Genomic DNA, 18,590 nt, shown 5'->3' on the forward strand with positions numbered 1-18,590 from the left:
GGCCGGGGACGACGGCGGTCGCGCGAAACGAGTGGATACCGGAAGCAGGGGAGAGAGCGTCGGGCGCTACTCGCCGTCGCCGAGTTGCTTGGCGCTGAGGCGGTCGAGTTTTCCGGTGGCGGTGCGAGGGAGGGGCTCGTCGACGAAATGGTACGTTCGCGGGCGCTCCATCCGTGAAAGGTTGTCGCTGGCGATACACCAGTCGTCGAGGTCGTCGGCGGTGACGCTCGGGTCGGAGCGGTTGACGTAGGCGGTGACCTTCTCGCCGTACTCCTCGTCTGTGACGCCGACGATCGCCGCCTCCTCGACGCCGGGGTGTTCGTTGAGGCGCTCCTCGATGGGCGCGGGGTAGACCTTGATGCCCTTCGAGAGGATCATCAGGTCGCTGCGGCCCTCCAGATAGATGAAGCCGTCCTCGCTTCGGTAGCCGAGGTCGCCCGAGTACCACCAGCCGTCCTCGAAGGACTCATCCGTCTTCGGGGTGTCGCCCCACGCCCACACCGGTGCGTCGGGCGCGTTGATCACGAGCTCCCCGACTTCGCCCTGCGGGACGATGTCGTCGTACGACCCGCCCTCCTCGACGATGCGCAGGCGAACGCCCGGGACCGGTTTCCCGACGCTCTCCACGCGTTCCTCGTTCAGCTCCGCGTTCTGCATCACCGTCGAGAACGACTCCGTCGCCGCGTACATGTTCTTCACTTCGGAGCAGAGGTTCTCGCGGAGGTTGCGGAGCGTCGTGGCGTCCAGCACCTCGCCGGCGGATGTGATCGCTTCGAGCGAGGAGACGTCGTGCTCCGCCAGCGCGTCCGAGCGCAGGATCTCGCGCCACATTGTCGGGACGAGCATCCCCGTGGTGAGTTCGTGCGTCTCGATCATGTCGAGGTAGGTCTCGGCGTCCCAGTTGCTGAGGAAATGGGTCTCGGCGCCGGAGACGAGCGCGGGGAGCATCACCGAATACCACGCGGCGAACGACGGCGTGAACGTGTTCGGCTGACGCGACGAGCGATTCACCTCCGCGACATCGACCAGCGTGCTGCCGCGGAGGTAGAGGGCGCGGTGGGTGAAACACCAGCCCTTTGGCTGGCCGGTCGTGCCGGAGGTCCAGAGAACGGCGGCGAGGTCGTCCTCAGTGACGCGAATGTCGGGTTCGGCGGCGGACTGGCCCTCGACGAGGTCGGCCTTCGATTGCTCGTAGTCGGCCTGCGGCTCCGCGAGCGTGATGACGGCGGCGAGGTCCGTGGTGATCTTCTCCCGGACGCGCTCCTCGAAGAACTCGGCAGTGCGCTCGTCGACGACGAGCACGCGCGGACGGAGTTCGTCGATGCAGTGTTGGACCGTGTTCGGCGACGCCCGGATGTGGAGGTTCGAGACCGTACACCCGGCTTTCAGCGCCCCGTTCCACAGCGAGACGTGCTCCAGGGAGTTCTGACACAACATCGCTACCCGGTCCCCCTGCGCGACGTACTCCCGGAGTCCGTTCGCCACCCGGTTGCTCTCCCGGTCGAACTCCTCCCACGTCATCGTCCGTCCTTCGACTCCGCTCCCGAACGCCGTCCCCTTCGGGTTGTTCTCCGCTGCCATGGCCGAGAGGTCGCTAATCGGGGGAACGTCGTGCTCGGACCCGTGTTGCATATAACGATAGATAATCCTGCGATTACTTATAGTTTGAGAGTTCGGATCAACGGGAGTATCGGCGCGTCTCGCCGTTAGCGTCCAGTCGCTCAGGCGAGACACTCCGTCGGCGACGCACGACCGAACTGGTGGGGAACGCCGGCGGCGGCACCGAAAGGGATTTGTGTATAACCGTCATCTTCCGGGTGATGTTCGAGCACGAATGGAAGTGTCACTGGGGGCAGGTCGATCCGGCAGGAATCGCGTACTACCCGCGTCTCGTCGACGCGATGCACGAGGCCGGTGAGGAGTTCATGGAGAGCATCGGGATCTCCTACATGGACGTCAACGAGTTCGACATGGACCTGCCGCTCGTGGCGATGGACATGGAGTTCCGGAAGCCGGTGTTCGTCGGCGACACGATCAGCATCGAGGTCGAACCGGACATCGGCACCAAGAGCCTCGGGTTCGACTTCACGGCGCGCCACGAGGACGGCGAGATCGCCTTCGAGGGCCACGAGCAACACGTCTGCGTCGACAAGAACAAACAGAGCATGGTCATCCCCGACAAGGTGCGCGATCCGCTCGAAGAAGCGATCGAGTAACGGTTCTGCGTCGTCGTACCGCGTGCGAACCGTCAGCCGGCCGTTTTCTCCCGTCTCTCGGAACCGTGCGCCCGCGTCGCCCCGCGTAGCCACAGCCCAGCGCGTCTCCCCGGCTCAGCCGCTCGTCCGCGTCCAGCACAGTATCCGATAGTATCGGATATTGCGTGACATCTCCCGGCGTATATTTACAAATATATTCTCGTAAAGAAGTGCGTCTTTGGGGAATCTAATCAACCGCGATCGGGCGACGGTCCACCGATTCCGCCGGTACGGACGTCGACGGGAGGGATTCGAGAGCGTCCGAAATGCTCCGAGAGATCAGGGCTCGCGGGGCGTCCCCGAACCGCCGTACTGATAGTTGATGGAGATGCGATTGACCGACTCCTCGATCTTCTGACGGAGTTCCTCCTGGTACGACTCGTTCTGTACGCGTCCCGAGGGGGCGACGATGTTCAACGCGCCGTGGAGTCGCTCGTCGATGAGGATCGGGACCGCGATCATGCCCATCCCGATCACCTGTTCGTCCCAGTCGACCGCGTAGCCCCGCTCCTTGATGCGTTCGCGCTCGGCCCAGAGCGCGTCGGGGTCGGTAACGGTCCGCTCCGTGCGCTCCGCCAGCGGCCCGTCGCGCAACAGCGCTTCGGCCTCGTCGTCCGGGAGGTACGCGAGGATGACCTTTCCGGACGCGTGGGTGTGGAGGGGCGTCATCGCGCCCGGATAGGTCCCGAGGTTCAGCGCCTGGGGACCCTCCTCCTGATGGAGGATCAGCCCCCGGCCGTCGTGTTCGATCGTGAGCCCGACGAGCTCGTTCGTGTCGTTCGCCACGCGCTTCATCTCCGGTTTCGCGGTCTGAAAGAGCCGATCGCGGTGCTTCATCCGCCCGGCCATCGTGTATATCCGAGGGCTGAGTCGGTACTCCCCGTCCTCCCGCGTCACGTAGCCGGTCTCGTGGAGCGTCCGGAGGTAGTCGTACATCGTGCTGCTGGGGAGGTCCATGCGCTTTGCGAGCTCGGTCGGGCCGGCCCCGTTCGTCTCTTGGAGGACATCGAGTACTTCGAACGCCCGCCGAATCGTCGTCAGCGAACGGGGATCATCGCTCATACCCGTAACTACCGTGACTGATGCCGATATATTTTCCGGAATATTCGGATGGTCGAAGTGGGGATCGGCTCACGGAAGGGAGGCGTCGCTACGCGGGTAGCGTGCGGAAAAACCGAAGGCGGCCGTCGGGTGTCAGTACTGGACGCGCTCCGTCGACTCGATCTGGCCGATCCACTGGCGATCCTCGAGGTCGCCCTCCTGCCACGCGATGGGCTCCCAGTTGGGGTCGAAGACGAGGTAGCCGCCGGCGTTGAACTCGATGCGGTGGCCGCTCTCCTCGTCGCGCGCGTAGAGGAACTTCCCGCGGGAGATGGAGTGCTGCCCGATCCCGTCCGTGGGGACGCCGCGCTCGTTCATCGCGTCGGCGGCGTCGAAGAGGTCGTCGGCGCTATCGACCTTGTAGGCGATGTGGTGGAGTCCCGGGGGCTGTTCCGCCTCGTCGTCGATGACCGCGGCCTCGATCTTGTTGCCGTTCGAGCTCACGAACGTCCCCCAGCGCGAGCCGTCCTCGCGGTCGTAGTACTCCTGGACCGTGAAGTCGAAGGTCTCCTGAAGCCACTCGGCACAGCCCGGCGCGTCGGCGTCCCAGATCTGGACGTGGTCGATCCGACGGGGGGCGACGGGGTTCGTTGTCGTCCGGGAGTACGTCTTGTTCTTCAGCTTCGAGCGCCGTTCCGCGGGCGGATCGGGCTTCTCCATCTCGTGGTAGAACTCGAAGAGGTGACCGTGCGGCGTCGAGAAGCGGATCGCCTCGCCCTGTCCCGCCTCCTCGCCGGCGTCGACCCACGTCACGTCGATGTCCTCCTCGGTTTCGAGCAGGTCCGCGTACGCTTCGAGGTCCTCGGGATTACGGGTCTGCCAGCCGATGTGAGCGACGCCGGCTCGCTCGGCCTCCGTCAGACTGACCGAGTGGTGATCGAACTCGTCGACCGCGCGGAGGTAGACCGTTCCGTCCTCCCGTTCGACCTCTTCGAATCCGACCGCGTCCACGAAGAACTCTAAGGACGCGTCGAGGTCAGCCGTTTCGAGCGCGACGTGCCCAATACGTGCTAGTTCTGGCTCGGACATACGTGAACATCATTCGTGACTCATCATTAAGCCTTCCGTACCACTGAGACTGAATGGGAATGAGAGCGCTCGGACGACCGGGCGCGGTGAGCGATACCGAGTACCGCGGCCGCTCGGAGCGATATATAACTATTTGTTGGTGGGGACACAACGGTCGGGTAGCAATGAGTAAGCAAGACGCCGTGCCGCCGGCAGCGGAGGCGCTACCCGATCCGGCCGACGCGGACAACGTCGTGTACGACCCCAGCGAAGAGCGGTTACGGGAGTTCTCCGCGCACCTGGAGACGACGACCGAGTTCGGCTCGCCCGCGTACGTCAGCGAGCAGCGCTCGCGCTCGTCTGGCCGGACGAAGAACGACGTCGACGACGAGTTCGGAAGCGAGGACTACGGCCGAATCAGAGACGCGATCGCGTACGCGCGCGAGCACGAGATGCTCTGTATCGACCGACAGGTGGGGCGTCACCCCGAGCACACGTACTGCTATCGGTACTACGTCCCGAAGGCGTACGGCCGCATCGCGCTCGCCGTTACCCGCCTCTTCGAGCCCGCGCCGGCCGACGCTGACCCCGACTTCCTCACCGTTCAGCTGCCGGACCACGACGAGCTCGCCATTCGCGCCGTTCCGGACGCCGGCGTCACCGCCGTACTCGGAAGCGACTACACGGGCGAGGCGAAGAAGGCGGCCCTCCGCCTCTTCATGTACCGCGCGAAGCGAGCCGGCGGGCTCGGCCTCCACGCGGGGAGCAAGCGCGTGACGGTCCGCGACGACGAGGGCGACCTCCGAACGGTCGGACAGGTCTTCCTCGGGCTCTCGGGCACCGGCAAGTCGACGCTCACCGCGCACGGCCTCGGCCTCGACGATCCCGAGGACGCCGTCATGGTACAGGACGACGTCTGCGCGCTCCTACCGAACGGAACCGTCGCCGGGAGCGAGGGCAACGGGCTGTACCTCAAGACGATCGGCCTCGACGCCGACGAGCAGCCCGAGGTGTACGACGCCGTCACGCACGAGTCCGCCGTCCTGGAGAACGTCGACATCGCCGAGGACGGGACGGTCGACTTCGACAGCGATCGATACACCAGCAACGGGCGCGCCACCGTGCTCCGCGAGCACCTCGACTCCGCGGCCGAGGAGATCGACCTCGAACGCGCACAGCAGGTGTTCTTCATCACCCGGAATCCGACGATGCCCCCCGTCGCGAAGCTCCCGGCGGACGCGGCCGCGGCCGCGTTCATGCTCGGTGAGTCGGTCCAGACGAGCGCGGGCGATCCGTCGAGCGCCGGGGAGGCCATCCGCGTGGTCGGGACGAACCCCTTCATCATCGGCTCCGAGGGCGAGGAGGGCAACCGCTTCCGCGACCTCGTCGACGACCTCGACGTCGAGTGTTACGTCCTCAACACCGGCTCCCTCGGGGACGGGGTGAAGTCCATCGGCGTCGAGGAGTCGACGACGATCCTCCGCGAGATCTCGCGCGGGCGCGTCGAATGGGACGACGCCGCCGAGCGCGGGTTCGCCGTTCCGACGTCCGTCCCCGGACTGGACGTAGACGAGTACGACGTCGCCGACTACGTGATGGACTACGATCGAAAGCGCCGAGAGCTCCGTGCGGAGCGCCGTGACTACCTCGAGGGCTTCGACGACCTCGACGAGAGTATCGTCGAGAACGTCTACTGACGCTCACTCGCGCGGCGTCGCGTCGAAGATCGCCTTCAGGTTCGCGAACGACTCGACCGTGCCGTCGCTCGTCTCGATTTCGAACAGCGCGCGGGCGTCCGCGTCGGCCTCTCGGAGGACGGTCTCGACGCGCTCGCGCGTCGCGCCGTCGAGCGATTGGGCGGCTGCCCACGCATCGAAGTCGAGCGTCTTCTTGAATCGCGCCGTCCGCTCGACCTCGAACCCCGCGGCGCGAAGCCACTCGCGCCACCGCTCGACGGTGTAGGACTCGACGTGACTCGGATCCCGGAGGCGCTCGACGCGGTTGAGGAAGGCGGCGAGGTCGGCGTCCGCGGGCGCGACGTTGTCCTCGATCACGAGGCGACCGTCCGCGGTGAGGACGCGCGCCGCCTCCGCGAGGAAGGCTTCGGGATCGGGGAAGTGGTGAGCGGCGATACGACACGTCACCGCGTCGACGCTGTCATCGGCGACCGGGAGACGTTCGGCGTCACCGACGACGCCAGCGACGCCGTCGAAGGCGTCGGTCGCGGTTCGCACCATCTCCGGAGACGCGTCGAGTCCGACGACATCCGGAACGCCTCGATCGGCGACCGCGCCCGCGGCGTGGCCGGCACCCGTGGCGACGTCGAGGGCGGTCGTCGCGTCGGCGCACCAGTCCGCCAGCGTTTCGAGGTCGCGGCCCTCCCCGTGAACGTCGCTCGCCAAGTAGGCGTCCGTCGCCGAGCCGAACGACGCCGCCGTCTCTCGTTTCTGATCCGTGTGGTCCGTCATTACCTCTCCTTCGTGCCGGAAGATGAAGAAGCGTCCCGTCTCGTGACGGGCGAGCGGGCGTTATCGGAGGTCGTCGATCCGATCGAGACGCTCGCTCAGGACGGACTTCGCGGAGGAGAGGTCGCCGCCCATCCGGATGATCTGGTGGCCGTCGTCGATGGCTTCGGCGACCGCCTCGGGCTCGTTCGCGATGCACCCCATCGGGACGCCGGCGTCGAGACACTGCCGTTGGATGTCGGCGATCTGGTCTCGGACCTCGGGGTGGGACTTCTCGTTCGGATGACCCATCTGCACGGAGAGGTCCGAGGGGCCGATGAACACGAAGCCGAGTTCCGGGACGTCGAGGATGTTTTCGAGGTCGTCGACGGCGGTCGTCTTCTCGATCATGACGCCGAGACAGACCTCCTCGTCCTCGGTCTCGACGTAGTCGTCCGCGCTCCCCCACGTCCGGGAGCGCCCGCTGGCGAGGCCGCGCTCGCCGGGTTCGCCGTCGTAGACGAAGCGCGTCGCCTTCGCGGCCCGGCGGACCTCCTCGGCGGAGTCGACGCGCGGGATGAAGACGTTGCGGACGCCCGCGTCGAGGACCTTCCGGATGAGCGCGGGGTCGGCGGAGGGGAGGCGAACGAAGAGTTCGGTGCCGCCGACCTCGGCGGCACGCGTCAGGTCCTCGAAGAGCGTGCTGTCGTACGGGCTCGGGCCCTGGTGTTCGAAGTCGAGCCAGACGAAGTCGATACCGAGGTCGCCGTACACCTCGATGACCGTCGGCGAGAACGTCACGGAGCGAGCCCCGAGGACGACTTCGCCGTTCTCGATGCGCTCGCGGAACGAGTTGTGTTGATCCATACCGTCTGGTCGTGCACGGCCTCCGAAGTTATAGATTCCGATAGATCGAACGAGTGGAGCGGGTGCTACGCGGCGGTCGCGCGATAAAAGACGGGTGGTCGTGGCGGCGTTACTCGTCGTCTTCGACCATCTGGAAGCGACGGCCGTCGGGGTCGCGGAAGTTCGTGATGGTGCGACCCGTGTGCTCGACGTAATAGGGATCGGAGACCTGATCGACGTTCTCGTCCTCCTTGAGCTTCTCCGTGATCGCCTCGATGTCGTCGACGGCGTAGGCGATGTGGTTGATGCCGGGGACTTCCTCGCCCTCGACCGTGTGGATCTCGAAGAGCGGGCCGTCGCCTTCCTCGGGCACCAGTTCGAAGGACTGGCCGTGGTGGGTCGTCTCCCGGTGCTCCTCGTAGCCGAGGGACTTCAGGAACTCCGCCATCTCTTCGGCGTCACTCGCCTCGATTTCGATGTGGTCGATATCTCCAAGCACGCGCGAGAGTTCGCTCGCACCGGTAGTAAGCGTTGTGGTGTGGGTGAAACGAGCGTCAGCGCCCGGCCGCGAGGCGCGTGGGAATCCGCCTCAGGCGTCCGGGAGGTCGACGTCGACGTCGTGCTGGAGGCCCGCCGCCTTCACGGTGTTGTAGAGCAGCATGGCGATGGTCATCGGGCCGACGCCGCCGGGAACGGGCGTGATGGCGTCCGCCTTCTCCTCGGCGCTCTCGAACTCGACGTCGCCGACGAGTTCGTACCCCTTGTCCGTGTCCGCATCGACGCGGTTGACGCCCACGTCGATGACGGTCGTCCCCTCGCTGAGCATCGAGCCGTCGATGAGTTCGGGAACGCCGACGGCCGCGACGACGATGTCGGCGCGGCGTGTCTTCTCCTCGAGATCCTGCGTTTTCGAGTGGCAGACGGTCACGGTGGCGTTCGCGTTCTCGCCGGACTGGACGAGGAGGTTCGCCAGCGGCTTGCCGACGATGTTGGATCGCCCGACGATGGTGACGTCCTTTCCGGTCGTGTCGACGCCCGCGGCGCCGAGGAGGATCTGGACGCCGTGGGGCGTACAGGGCTTGAAGCGCGCGTCGCCCGCGACGAGTCGCCCGACGTTCTCCGGGTGGAAGCCGTCGACGTCCTTCATCGGGTCGATGCGCTGGAGGACCTTGCGCTCGTCGACGTGATCGGGGACGGGCATCTGGACGAGGATCCCGTGGACCTCGGGGTCGTCGTTCAGCTCGTCGACCTTGTCGAGGAGTTCCTGCTCGGGGGCCTCGGGGTCGATCTCGACGTGCACGCTGTTGATGCCGATGTTCTCGCAGGCGCGCTGTTTCATCGAGACGTACGTCTCGCTCGCGCCGTCGTCGCTCATGAGCACGGTCGCGAGCCCCGGCGTCACGTCCTCGTCGGCGAGGGCGTCGACGTTCTCGCTCAGTTCGTCCTTGATACGATCGCTTACCGCGTTCCCGTCGATGATGTCAGCCATGTCTGAGTAGCACCTTGTTGTCGCCGCGAGCCCCGGACGACGCGTCGGATCGCCGAACCGATGGCGGCGAACGTGGCCTCGGGGTCGTTACGAGAACAGAGGACGCGCAGCGCACAAAATACCTTCGATGCGCTCGGGAAACGCGGGATGGGACAAAAGCCGCGCAGGGGGCCGCGAGTTACATGCACGCCCCCTCACGAGGAGGGGAACTCGCGGGTCGGGAGGGTGGTGTTACCGCTTGTCCTCGCCGTAGGGGGCGGGGTGGACGGTCGCGGAGATCTCGGTCTGCTCGTGGCGCTCGACGACCGGGTTGCCCTCGCCGCCGTCGGGCTCGCCCCAGACGATGGTGACCTCGGTCCCGGGCTCGGTGTACTCGGTGTCGAGGACCGCGAGGGAGAGGAACTTCCGCTCGTTGTAGACGTAGCTCTTGTCGGTAGAGACGCCGACGTGCTCGCCGTCGACGAGGACCTCGTCGTACGGGCAGGCCGCGTTACGCGGGTGCGGGAAGTTCATGTACTCGTTCGTCTCGCCCTCCTCGAAGAGGGAGCCGCGGACCTTCTGGAGGTCGTCGGCGTCCCATTCGAGCGTGACCTTCTCGCGCTCGGGGTTGTCGATTTCCTCTTCGAGAGCCTCGCGGCCGACGAAGTCGTTGTCGAAGCTGACGATGTGGTCGTAGCCGAGCTCGATGGGCGTGACGTAGTAGTCCGAGATGTCGTCGGAGTCGAAGCTCCCGCCGACGGAGAGGAGGCCGTCGCGGACGTCGAGCCACTCGCGATACTCCTCCATCTCGTCGCTGAAGATGGCGGGGACGACGAGCGGGAGCCACCCGAGGATGACGTTGGCCGTCTGGTAGCTCTCGGCACCGAGGCGGCGGATGTCGTAGTCCCCACCGGCTTCGAGGATCGCGGAGCGGATCTCCTCGCGCTCCTCGTAGGGACCCCAGAACTCGAACCCGGACTCGCCCGCCATGCCGTGGCGGAGGAGGTTCGTCTCCACGCCGTCGATCGTGATCGTCTCGAAGTTGAAGAAGCCGAGATCCGGGAGCGGGTCGTCGGCGGCCTCGCGCATGACCTCGACGGCGTCGGGACCCTGAACCTGGTAGCGGTAGTCGTTGGGGTCGTTCCCCGTCGCGGCGGGGCGCGGCTGGTACTCGTACTCGACGTCGTAGTCGCCGGTCTCGATGTTGTAGCGCAGCCAGTTGTGACCGGCCTGCGCACCGACGCTCAGGAGGTTGTTCTCCTCCTCGTGGAAAAGGATGGCGTCACCGAGGAAGTTCCCGTTGGGGTTGGCGACGACGAGCTGCTTCGCCTGCCCGACCTCGTAGCCCTCGAAGTTGTTGACGGCGAAGTCCGAGAGGAACTCGACGGCGTCGGGACCCTTGATACGGAGGTCCGACATGTGGTAGGACTGGTCGGCGAAGGCGACGGATTCGGCCCAGGAGCGCTGCTCTTCGATCCAGTGCGTGTACTCGTCGGGGACCTCGGTGAACTTGCCGACGCCGAGGTTGCGCATCAGGTCGAGCGGGCTTCCGGCCGCTTCGACTGCCTCTTCCATGCTGTCGCTGAATGACCACTCTCTGCTCATGGTGAGTCGTAACTCATCAGTTGTGCCTGGTCTATATAATACTTTCGTGGTTCGATTCACCATACCGCTCAGAGGCGGACGTCGCGCGCGGGTCAAACAGTTCTGTCGCCCGGCGTCACCGACGCGGGCTCGACCGTCGGTGCCACGCGATCCGCCAGCGAATCTGTCCGATATGATCGGAAAATTTGAGAGAGTGAGCGTGTGAGCGGATCGCTCCCCGAGCAGGACACGCGTTCATTTACATCGATACTCTCGTAAAACGACGGTGTTCAGACGGCAGTCAAGACCGCGAGAGCGCGCGATTCGGTGGTGGGACTGGGCACAGCTCCGTGTACGTCCGAGATACGCGGAATTCGCGTGCTCCGTCTGTTCGAGCGCTCGGCGGTTCAGCGGCGATGTTGAGGGGAAGGCTTATAGTGCTGATCGCGCATAATGTAGGTGATGTACCGTGCGTACGTTCGACCGACTCGGCTGACAGCCGCCGCACGCGACGGTGGGCCGGCGGTGGGACGACCGCGGTAGACCGGAGACAATCATGGCACAAACCACATCGACGTCCCGCGACTCCACGACACTGCTCGCAGACCCGCGCTACGAACTGATGCCGTTCGATACGTTCGGCGATCAGATCGAACACCTCCCCGACGGGGCGACGGTCACGATCACCGCCTCGCCACAGCTCGGTATCGAGCGGACGATCGAGGCCGCCGAGGAAGCGGCCGAGCAGGGCTTCGAGGTCGTCCCGCACGTCTCCGCGCGATACGTCCGCGGCGACGACCACCTCGCCGAGATCGCGGAACAGCTCACAGAGATCGGCGTCGACGACATCTTCGTCCCCGGGGGCGATCGCGAAGAGCCGATCGGTGACTATGAGTCCGCGTACGACCTCCTGCAGGGGCTCGAACGCATCGACTACGACTTCGAGGAGATCGGGATCACCGGCTACCCCGAGGGTCACGACTTCCTCTCGGACGAGACGCTCGCCGAGTCGATGGACAACAAGGCGCCGTACGCGACGTACATCGCCACGCAACTCTGCTTCGATCCGAACGCGGTGCTCGAGTGGATCGAGGAGATCCGGGCGCGCGGCGTCGACCTCCCCGTCGTCGTCGGGATCCCGGGCGTCATGAAGTACTCCCGCCTCCTCTCGATCTCGCGGAAGGTCGGCGTCGGCGACTCCATTCGCTTCCTCCAGAAGACGAACGGGATCCTCGGCTTCCTCCGCCAGTTCATCGGCTCGCGCGGGAACTACACGCCCGACGCGCTGATCGACGGCCTCCAGCCGCACGCCGACGACCCCGAGTACAACATCCAGTCGCTCCACATCTACACCTTCAACCAGGTGCCGGACACGGAGTCGTGGCGGAAGAGTCGGCTGGGCGAGTAACGGCCGGGGCCGACTCGACGGTCGGCGTTCGGCGACCGGGTGAGTAACAGGGAGGATACCGTCTATCGGGGGTCTTCTGAGCGGACTTCTCCGCGACTTTTCCCCGCGAGCGAGAGCGCTCGGACGCGTCCGCGTCGCTCAGTTCCGGTCGGTCGGCTCGGACGGATTGAGCTCTCGGATCTCCATGGGAAGACCGAGATCGGCGTCCGCGTCGTCGACGTACGTTCGCCCGTCCGCGACTTCGAGCGCGCCCTGAACGTGGAGCCGGACGGCTTCGATGAGCGCGTCGGCCTCGAGCGGTTGGCCCTGCTCTTTGAGGTCCGCCTCCTCGGCGTCGTCCGGGACGTTGAACGCGCGCTGCGTGATGATCGGGCCCTGATCGAGATTCGGCGTGACGTAGTGGGCGGTGACGCCCGCGATCCGCGCGCCCCCGTTGACGGCCTGTCGGTAGGCGGCCGCGCCCGGGAACGCCGGAAGGAGGCTCGGATGCACGTTGATGATCCGGTTCTCGTAGTGGAAGACGAGTTCCGGGCTGATTATCTGGATGTAGCGCGCGAGAGCGACGACGTCGACGCCGTGCTCCTCGAGCAGGCGGAGGATCTCGCTCTCGTCGGGGTTCCCGTTCTCGTCGCCGACGTCGTAGAAGGGGACATCGTGTTCCTCGGCGATATCGGCGAGCGTCGAGTGGTTCCCGATGACGACCTCCACGTCGGCGTCGAGGGCACCGCTCTCGACCGCCTCGAGCATCGCCTCGAGGCAGTGGCTCTCTTTCGTGACGAGGATACCGAGCGAATCGCCGCCCTGATCCTCGGGGAAGCGGACGCGCAGATCGACGCCGAGATCGTCGCAAGCCGCCGCGAGGTCCGCCTCGAGGGCCGACTCGTCCGCGTCGGACGTGTCGGCGAGCGCTTTGACGCGGAACACGCCCTGTTCTTCCTGCTGGTCGAGTTCTTCGAGTTCGACGTCGTGCTCGAACAGCACGGACGTGACTCGGGTGAGTACCCCGGTATCGTCGTCACCGATAACGGTGACCTCGGTTAGGTTCGGATTCATCTGTGACACCAGCACGTGACCGTGCTCGCTGTGCATCCCGATTTATCCAACGGGTGCAAAAACCTATCGGTCAAACGTCGCGCTCGGGGGAGCCGTCGGCGCAATCGGCACGCACAAGTGACGCGCCCGAGATGCACGCCTATGCGAGCGATCGTCGATCAGGACATCACGCCGAGCGGACGACTGACGAACGCGCTCCCATCGTCGTGGGACGTCAGAATCGGGATCGAGAAGGGCGGCGGCGCGCTCCTCGACGCCGTCGAGGGAGTCGAGGTCGTCTTCGTCACCTCGCGGATCCCGATGACGCGCGAGGTCATCGAACACGCCGAGGACCTCGAGATCATCGCCAAGCTCGGTACGGGCATCGATTCGGTCGACCTGGAGGCGGCCGCCGAGCACGGGATCACCGTGACGCACACGCCGGGACACAACGCGCTCTCGGTCGCCGAGCACGCGATCTGTCTCGCGCTGGCGAGCGCGCGGCGGCTACCGACGGCGCGCTCGATCATCGAACGCGACGAGTGGCGCGACGAGTACCCGCTGGGAACGCGCCTCTCGCAATCGACCGTCGGGATCGTCGGCTTCGGCGACGTCGGCAAGCGCGTCGCCTCGTTGCTCTCGGGGTTCAACGTCGAGCTGTACGCGAGCGATCCCTACGTGCCGAGCATCGACGCCGACTTCTCCGGGGCCGAGCTCACGTCGCTCGACGAGACGCTGGCCCACAGCGACTTCGTCATCGTCACCGCCGAGCTGACCGAGGAGACGACGGATCTCATCGGCGCGGCGGAGTTCGAGGCGATGCGAGACAGCGCAATCCTCGTCAACACGGCCCGCGGTCCCGTGGTCGACGAGGCGGCGCTGCTCGACGCGCTCGACTCGGACGCGATCGCGGGCGCGGGCCTCGACGTGTACGAGACGGAACCGCTCCCGAGCGACCCGCCGCTCCTCGACTTCGAGAACGTTGTCACGACGCCGCACGTCGCGGCGATGACGGAAGCGAGCCGGGAAGACACGATCGACCAGCTGACGGAGAACGTCCGGAACATCGTCGAGGGCGAGCGAGTGGCCGATCAGTACATCGCCACGTCGCCCTGAGGGCCCTCGCGACACGCGTCCGATAAAATCGGATGTTTTCGACTGTCCGGCGATCGTTCGGGAGATAAGCACACGCCTCCGGATTGCGTTTACACGCATAACGTCGTAAATATCCGTCGGGTCGGGCGTCGATCGAGGGCGAAAGAATCACTTATTTCCGACACGAATCGGAAAATATCCGATACTCGCGGATACGTTCCGTCGGTCCGATTCGGCTGTGGCTCGCGTCGAACCGGGGGAGACGCGGTGTCGTGAGAGCGTCCGGCGACGGGAGCGAAAAGAGCAAGGAATAAACGGATGCCAGTCCACTGAATGGTAATGCCAGACGAGCTTCCGGACGTGCAGGCATCGGCACCGGACGTCTCGGTGGGGTTGAGCCACGTGGGCGTGACGGGCGTCGAGAAGCTAGTGACGCTCGAACGCTCGGAGAAGCGCCCCGTCGTCCTGATGGCGGAGTTCGAGGTCTACGTCGATCTCCCGCGGGAACGCAAGGGGATCGACATGAGCCGAAACATGGAGGTCATCGACGAGACGCTCCAGTCGGCGATCGACCAACCGACGTACCAGGTCGAGGACGTCTGTGGCGAGGTGGCCGATCGACTCCTCGAGAAGCACGACTACACCTCGCAGGCGGTGGTCTCGATGGAGGCCGCGTACATGACGCGAGAGGAAACGCCCGAGTCGGAGCGCGCGACCCAGTCGACGCTGGACATCATCGCGTCGGCGACGGCACGCGAGGGAGAGGAGACCCGAGAGGAGGTCGGCGTCCGCGTGACCGGGATGACCGTCTGTCCCTGCAGTCAGGAGATGATGTCGGCGCGCGCCGCAGAGCGGCTCGCCGACCTCGGCGTAGACGAGGACGACGTGAAGTCGTTCCTCCGCGACGTCCCGCAGGCCGGTCACTCGCAGCGGGGACACGCGACGCTGACCGTCGAGACCGCCGGAACGCCGGACGTGGATCTGCGCGACCTCATCGAGATCGCGCGCGACGCGATGAGCGCGCGGATCTACAACCTCGCGAAGCGCCCGGACGAGGACCACATGACGTACGAAGCGCACGCGAACGCCCGGTTCGTCGAGGACTGCGTGCGAGCGATGGCCGAGCGGGTGGTCGACGAGTATCCGGACCTGCCGGACGGGACCGTCGTCACGATGAAGCAGTCGAACGACGAGTCCATCCACCAGCACAACGCCCACGCCGAACGCGTCGCTCCCCTCGCGCAGCTCCGCGAGGAAGTCGACGGCGGCGAATAGGGAGTCCGCGGCCGCGGCGCCGCGAGTCGCGGACCGCTAGTAGTGCGCCGCCTCGACCGCCGCGTCGAAGCGGGCCGCGAGCCGCTCGGTGAGGGGACCGACCGGGAGCGCCGTCCCGTCGACGTCGACGAGCGGTCGGATTTCCCACGTCGTGTTCGTCAGAAACGCCTCGTCGGCGCGCCGGAGAGCCACCGGGTCGTACGTTCCGGTCTCGACGTCGATCCCCTCGCGTGCGGCGAGATCGAGGACGGCGCGTCGCGTCACGCCCGGGAGAACGTCGCCGTCGAGCGTCGGCGTGTGGAGGGTGTCGTCGCGAACCCAGAAGGCGTTGCTCGTCGCGCCCTCGGCGAGTCGGCCGTCGACGTCACACAGGAGCGCTTCGTCCTCTCCGTCGAGTTCGTTCCGCGCGAGGATGCCGTTCAGGTAGTTGTGCGTCTTCGCGGCCGCGGGAACGGCCGCGTCGGGCACGCGGCGCGTCTCGACGACGCGTGCGCTCGCCGGGGCGTCCCAGACGTCGTCGCCGGCGGTACCGCCGCGCGGGAGCGGTTTCGTGACGACGATCACGGTCGGGTCCGCGGGGCCGGGCGTGAGTGCGCCCGGCTGGGCGCCGCGCGTGACGGAGACGCGAACGTAGGCGTCGGCGAGGTCGTTCGCGGCGAGCGTCTCCCGGACGCGCGCGCGGATGTCGGCGGCGTCCGGATACCGCTCGAAGCCGAGCGCGTCGAGCGTGTTCCGGAGGCGCGCCGCGTGGTCGTCCCACCGGAAGACCGTCCCGCCGTAGGCGCGGAGGGTCTCGAAGGCCGCGTCACCGTAGCGAAAGCCCCGGTCGGCGACGCTCACGCTCGCCGCGTCGGCGTCCACGAGCGCGCCGTCGACGTGGTACTGCATCGTCACTGCTGGCGCTCCGCGCCCGTGCCCGCGAGGAAGTTCGCCACGAGCCGACGGCCGAGCGAGAGATCCGCGGGATCGTCGGGTCGGCCGGTGAGAACGCTCTCCGGGTGGAACTGGACGCCGACGTGCGGTTTCTCGCGGTCCCGCACCGCCATGACGACGTCGTCGCGCTCGCCGTCCGCCGTCCACGCGGTCTCGGCGAGTCGCGCGGGGAGCGTGTCGGCGTCGACGGCGAGCGAGTGGTACCGACCGACCGTGACGGCGTCGGGGAGGTCCGCGAAGATCCCGGTACCGTCGTGGCGGATCGCGGACGGCTTGCCGTGGACGACGGCGTCGGCGCGGACGACGTCGGCACCGCGGGCGGCGCAGAGCGCTTGGTGGCCGAGACAGACCCCGAGAATCGGATAGTCGGTGTCGAAGAGCGGCACGGAGACGCCGGCTTCCGCGGGCGTCCCGGGACCCGGGGAGACGACGACGGCGTCGGGGTCGAGCGCGCGAACGTCGTCGACGTCGATGGCGTCGTTCCGGCGGACGACGACGTCCGCGTCGCTCTCGCTCGCCACGTAGTCGACGAGGTTGTACGCGAACGAGTCGTAGTTGTCGACGACGAGGACGGTCATTTCGAGACCTCCATCCCGCCGGCGTCGGCGGCGAGCGCGCGATCGAGCGCGTCGACGAGGGCCTGGGCCTTATCGAGCGTCTCGTCGTACTCGGCGTCGGGATCCGAGTCGTGCACGACGCCGGCACCGACGCGGAGGGCGTACTCGGCGTCCGTGCGGACGAGCGTCCGGATGACGATGTTGAACGCGGCGTCGCCGTCGAACCCGATCGCCGCCATGCTGCCCGTGTACGGTCCGCGGCGGGTCGTCTCCACCGACTCGATCAGCTCCATCGTCTTCGGCTTCGGGGCACCCGTGATCGTCCCCCCGGGGAAGACGGCCTCGACGGCTTCGCCGAGCGACGTATCGGGCGCCATCCGGCCGGTGACGAGCGAGACAAGGTGCATGACCCGCGAGTAGCGATCCACGCGGCGGTACTCCTCGACGGCGACCGATCCCGGCTCCGAGACCCTGGCGAGGTCGTTGCGTTCGAGGTCGACGAGCATCGCGTGTTCGGCGCGTTCCTTCTCGTCGCCGAGGAGGTCGGCCTCGTACTCGACGTCCTCGGCGTCGCTCTCGCCGCGCGGCCGCGTCCCCGCGATCGGTTCCGTGACGAGGCGATCGCCCGCCCGTTCGAGCAGGAGCTCGGGGCTCGCGGAAACGAGATCGCAGGACGGGAACTCGACGAGGCCAGCGTAGGGCGCGGGGTTCACGTCGCGGAGCGCCGTATACGCCTCGACGGGATGGACGGCGGCCGGCGCACGGAGGCGCTGGCTGACGTTCGTCTGAAACGTATCGCCCGCGCGGATCGCCTCCTTGATCCGAGCGACGCGCCCGGCGAACGCCTCGCGGCCCGCGTCGCTCTCGAACGCCGCCGTCGTCGCGTCCGGCGCGGGCGCCGGCCCGACGGCCGGATCGCCCTCCCGGGCACGCTCGGCCAGCGCCGTCGCCCGCGACAGCGCGGCGTCGTAGGCCTCGTCGATCGAGTCGTGCGCGTCGAGGCGGAGCGCGGCGACCACGCGGAGGTCGTCGCCCGGTTCGAACGGCGCCTCCCACGCGGCGAGGCACTCGTAGGCGGCGAGTTCGAGGCGCGGGAGGGCACGGTCGTCGGTCGTCGTCTCGGGGATGGCCTCGGTCTCCCGCGCCGCGTCGTACGAGAGGTAGCCGAAGAAGCCGCCGGGATACGGGACGTCGCAGCCCCCACGAACGAGCGTCTCGTCCGCGAGGAGCGCGTCGATGGCCGCGAAGGCCCCCTCGTCTTCGGGACCGATGGTCGTCACGTCCGCGGGCGTGACACCGAAGTAGCCCCAGCCGTCGGCGTCCCCGCCCGTCTCGTAGAAGAACGACGGCTCGCGCGTCCCGACGTCCGCCACGCGCCCGCCGCGTGCTCGGCGGTAGGCCTCGAACGGGTCCTCGACGGAGAGGCGGACTTCGACCGGGACGCGCGCGCCGTCGGGTGCGTCACGCGCCGCCGCGCGGAACGTTCCCCGGTCGGTGACGGGACGAACGTACTGCTTGCTCACGCGCGTAGTCGGATGCGAACGAACAAACCAGTTTCGGTGGGTGTAGCATGGCCGACAGCAC

The 18,590-nt window shown here is 66.9% G+C and carries 17 protein-coding genes; 5 read left to right on the top strand and 12 right to left on the bottom strand.

Translation table 11 applies throughout. The features are described 5' to 3' along the window. Nucleotides 1–66 precede the first annotated feature (66 nt). The gene (locus IEX91_RS04120; protein WP_188877268.1) at nucleotides 67–1,632 is read right to left on the bottom strand and encodes a class I adenylate-forming enzyme family protein; all 1,566 of its coding nucleotides are present in this window, start codon (nucleotides 1,630–1,632) and stop codon (nucleotides 67–69) included. A 188-nt stretch (nucleotides 1,633–1,820) separates the two neighbouring features. On the opposite strand from IEX91_RS04120, the gene IEX91_RS04125 reads away from it, so the two are divergent. Beyond that, nucleotides 1,821–2,216, top strand: a complete 396-nt coding sequence (locus tag IEX91_RS04125; RefSeq protein WP_229772781.1) for an acyl-CoA thioesterase — start codon at nucleotides 1,821–1,823, stop codon at nucleotides 2,214–2,216. 318 nt (nucleotides 2,217–2,534) lie between these two features. Here IEX91_RS04125 and IEX91_RS04130 read toward each other — a convergent pair whose 3' ends face one another. Both IEX91_RS04130 and IEX91_RS04135 read right to left on the bottom strand, forming a co-directional pair. Beyond that, nucleotides 2,535–3,317 (bottom strand): IclR family transcriptional regulator, encoded by a 783-nt coding sequence (locus IEX91_RS04130; RefSeq protein ID WP_188877271.1) that lies wholly within the window; start codon nucleotides 3,315–3,317, stop codon nucleotides 2,535–2,537. Between the two features lie 132 nt (nucleotides 3,318–3,449). Continuing rightward, entirely contained in the window at nucleotides 3,450–4,385 is a 936-nt protein-coding gene (locus IEX91_RS04135) for a VOC family protein (protein WP_188877272.1), read from the bottom strand. 164 nt (nucleotides 4,386–4,549) lie between these two features. Between IEX91_RS04135 and IEX91_RS04140 the strand changes: the two genes are divergently transcribed. Beyond that, entirely contained in the window at nucleotides 4,550–6,061 is a 1,512-nt protein-coding gene (locus tag IEX91_RS04140; protein WP_188877273.1) for a phosphoenolpyruvate carboxykinase (ATP), read from the top strand. Nucleotides 6,062–6,064: 3 nt separating this feature from the next. Here IEX91_RS04140 and IEX91_RS04145 read toward each other — a convergent pair whose 3' ends face one another. The 5 genes from IEX91_RS04145 to IEX91_RS04165 form a co-directional block, all read right to left on the bottom strand. Next, a complete protein-coding gene (locus IEX91_RS04145) occupies nucleotides 6,065–6,832 on the bottom strand; it encodes a class I SAM-dependent methyltransferase (protein WP_188877274.1) in 768 nt (255 codons plus the stop codon). A gap of 60 nt (nucleotides 6,833–6,892) precedes the next feature. After that, nucleotides 6,893–7,675 (bottom strand): HpcH/HpaI aldolase family protein, encoded by a 783-nt coding sequence (locus IEX91_RS04150; protein ID WP_188877275.1) that lies wholly within the window; start codon nucleotides 7,673–7,675, stop codon nucleotides 6,893–6,895. A 109-nt stretch (nucleotides 7,676–7,784) separates the two neighbouring features. Further along, on the bottom strand, nucleotides 7,785–8,153 hold the full coding sequence (locus IEX91_RS04155; RefSeq protein ID WP_188877277.1) for a VOC family protein: 369 nt from the start codon (nucleotides 8,151–8,153) through the stop codon (nucleotides 7,785–7,787). 90 nt (nucleotides 8,154–8,243) lie between these two features. After that, entirely contained in the window at nucleotides 8,244–9,143 is a 900-nt protein-coding gene (locus tag IEX91_RS04160) for a tetrahydrofolate dehydrogenase/cyclohydrolase catalytic domain-containing protein (RefSeq protein WP_188877278.1), read from the bottom strand. A gap of 231 nt (nucleotides 9,144–9,374) precedes the next feature. Beyond that, nucleotides 9,375–10,697 carry an aminomethyl transferase family protein gene (locus IEX91_RS04165; protein ID WP_188877366.1) on the bottom strand — a complete coding sequence of 441 codons (1,323 nt, stop codon included), beginning with the start codon at nucleotides 10,695–10,697 and terminating at the stop codon, nucleotides 9,375–9,377. Between the two features lie 565 nt (nucleotides 10,698–11,262). Here IEX91_RS04165 and IEX91_RS04170 point away from each other — a divergent pair. Next, nucleotides 11,263–12,114, top strand: coding sequence for a methylenetetrahydrofolate reductase (locus IEX91_RS04170; protein ID WP_188877279.1), 852 nt, complete (start codon nucleotides 11,263–11,265; stop codon nucleotides 12,112–12,114). Between the two features lie 138 nt (nucleotides 12,115–12,252). On the opposite strand, the gene IEX91_RS04175 is transcribed toward IEX91_RS04170, so the two are convergent. Continuing rightward, nucleotides 12,253–13,167, bottom strand: a complete 915-nt coding sequence (locus IEX91_RS04175; protein ID WP_188877367.1) for a formyltetrahydrofolate deformylase — start codon at nucleotides 13,165–13,167, stop codon at nucleotides 12,253–12,255. Between the two features lie 141 nt (nucleotides 13,168–13,308). Between IEX91_RS04175 and IEX91_RS04180 the strand changes: the two genes are divergently transcribed. Together IEX91_RS04180 and mptA are read left to right on the top strand one after the other, a co-directional pair. After that, nucleotides 13,309–14,262, top strand: coding sequence for an NAD(P)-dependent oxidoreductase (locus IEX91_RS04180; RefSeq protein WP_188877280.1), 954 nt, complete (start codon nucleotides 13,309–13,311; stop codon nucleotides 14,260–14,262). Between the two features lie 318 nt (nucleotides 14,263–14,580). Next, nucleotides 14,581–15,516, top strand: coding sequence for a GTP cyclohydrolase MptA (mptA, locus tag IEX91_RS04185; RefSeq protein WP_188877281.1), 936 nt, complete (start codon nucleotides 14,581–14,583; stop codon nucleotides 15,514–15,516). Nucleotides 15,517–15,552: 36 nt separating this feature from the next. Here mptA and IEX91_RS04190 read toward each other — a convergent pair whose 3' ends face one another. From IEX91_RS04190 to pabB, 3 genes are read right to left on the bottom strand one after another with little or no spacing between them, the layout of a single operon-like run. After that, nucleotides 15,553–16,404 carry an aminotransferase class IV gene (locus tag IEX91_RS04190; protein WP_188877282.1) on the bottom strand — a complete coding sequence of 284 codons (852 nt, stop codon included), beginning with the start codon at nucleotides 16,402–16,404 and terminating at the stop codon, nucleotides 15,553–15,555. A 2-nt stretch (nucleotides 16,405–16,406) separates the two neighbouring features. After that, on the bottom strand, nucleotides 16,407–17,027 hold the full coding sequence (locus IEX91_RS04195) for an anthranilate synthase component II (protein WP_188877283.1): 621 nt from the start codon (nucleotides 17,025–17,027) through the stop codon (nucleotides 16,407–16,409). Beyond that, the gene (pabB, locus tag IEX91_RS04200; RefSeq protein ID WP_188877284.1) at nucleotides 17,024–18,529 is read right to left on the bottom strand and encodes an aminodeoxychorismate synthase, component I; all 1,506 of its coding nucleotides are present in this window, start codon (nucleotides 18,527–18,529) and stop codon (nucleotides 17,024–17,026) included. Before pabB ends, IEX91_RS04195 begins: the two co-directional genes overlap by 4 nt. Nucleotides 18,530–18,590 lie beyond the last annotated feature (61 nt).

The sequence above is a fragment of the Halarchaeum nitratireducens genome (assembly GCF_014647155.1).
GTDB lineage: Archaea > Halobacteriota > Halobacteria > Halobacteriales > Halobacteriaceae > Halarchaeum > Halarchaeum nitratireducens.

Excerpts from the sequence above, each read along its gene's own strand:
- IEX91_RS04120 (WP_188877268.1), bottom strand. The coding sequence starts at position 1,632 with ATGCAACACGGGTCCGAGCACGACGTTCCCCCGATTAGCGACCTCTCG.
- IEX91_RS04125 (WP_229772781.1), top strand. The coding sequence starts at position 1,821 with ATGTTCGAGCACGAATGGAAGTGTCACTGGGGGCAGGTCGATCCGGCA.
- IEX91_RS04130 (WP_188877271.1), bottom strand. The coding sequence starts at position 3,317 with ATGAGCGATGATCCCCGTTCGCTGACGACGATTCGGCGGGCGTTCGAA.
- IEX91_RS04135 (WP_188877272.1), bottom strand. The coding sequence starts at position 4,385 with ATGTCCGAGCCAGAACTAGCACGTATTGGGCACGTCGCGCTCGAAACG.
- IEX91_RS04140 (WP_188877273.1), top strand. The coding sequence starts at position 4,550 with ATGAGTAAGCAAGACGCCGTGCCGCCGGCAGCGGAGGCGCTACCCGAT.
- IEX91_RS04145 (WP_188877274.1), bottom strand. The coding sequence starts at position 6,832 with ATGACGGACCACACGGATCAGAAACGAGAGACGGCGGCGTCGTTCGGC.
- IEX91_RS04150 (WP_188877275.1), bottom strand. The coding sequence starts at position 7,675 with ATGGATCAACACAACTCGTTCCGCGAGCGCATCGAGAACGGCGAAGTC.
- IEX91_RS04160 (WP_188877278.1), bottom strand. The coding sequence starts at position 9,143 with ATGGCTGACATCATCGACGGGAACGCGGTAAGCGATCGTATCAAGGAC.
- IEX91_RS04165 (WP_188877366.1), bottom strand. The coding sequence starts at position 10,697 with ATGGAAGAGGCAGTCGAAGCGGCCGGAAGCCCGCTCGACCTGATGCGC.
- IEX91_RS04170 (WP_188877279.1), top strand. The coding sequence starts at position 11,263 with ATGGCACAAACCACATCGACGTCCCGCGACTCCACGACACTGCTCGCA.
- IEX91_RS04175 (WP_188877367.1), bottom strand. The coding sequence starts at position 13,167 with ATGAATCCGAACCTAACCGAGGTCACCGTTATCGGTGACGACGATACC.
- IEX91_RS04180 (WP_188877280.1), top strand. The coding sequence starts at position 13,309 with ATGCGAGCGATCGTCGATCAGGACATCACGCCGAGCGGACGACTGACG.
- mptA (WP_188877281.1), top strand. The coding sequence starts at position 14,581 with ATGCCAGACGAGCTTCCGGACGTGCAGGCATCGGCACCGGACGTCTCG.
- IEX91_RS04190 (WP_188877282.1), bottom strand. The coding sequence starts at position 16,404 with ATGCAGTACCACGTCGACGGCGCGCTCGTGGACGCCGACGCGGCGAGC.
- IEX91_RS04195 (WP_188877283.1), bottom strand. The coding sequence starts at position 17,027 with ATGACCGTCCTCGTCGTCGACAACTACGACTCGTTCGCGTACAACCTC.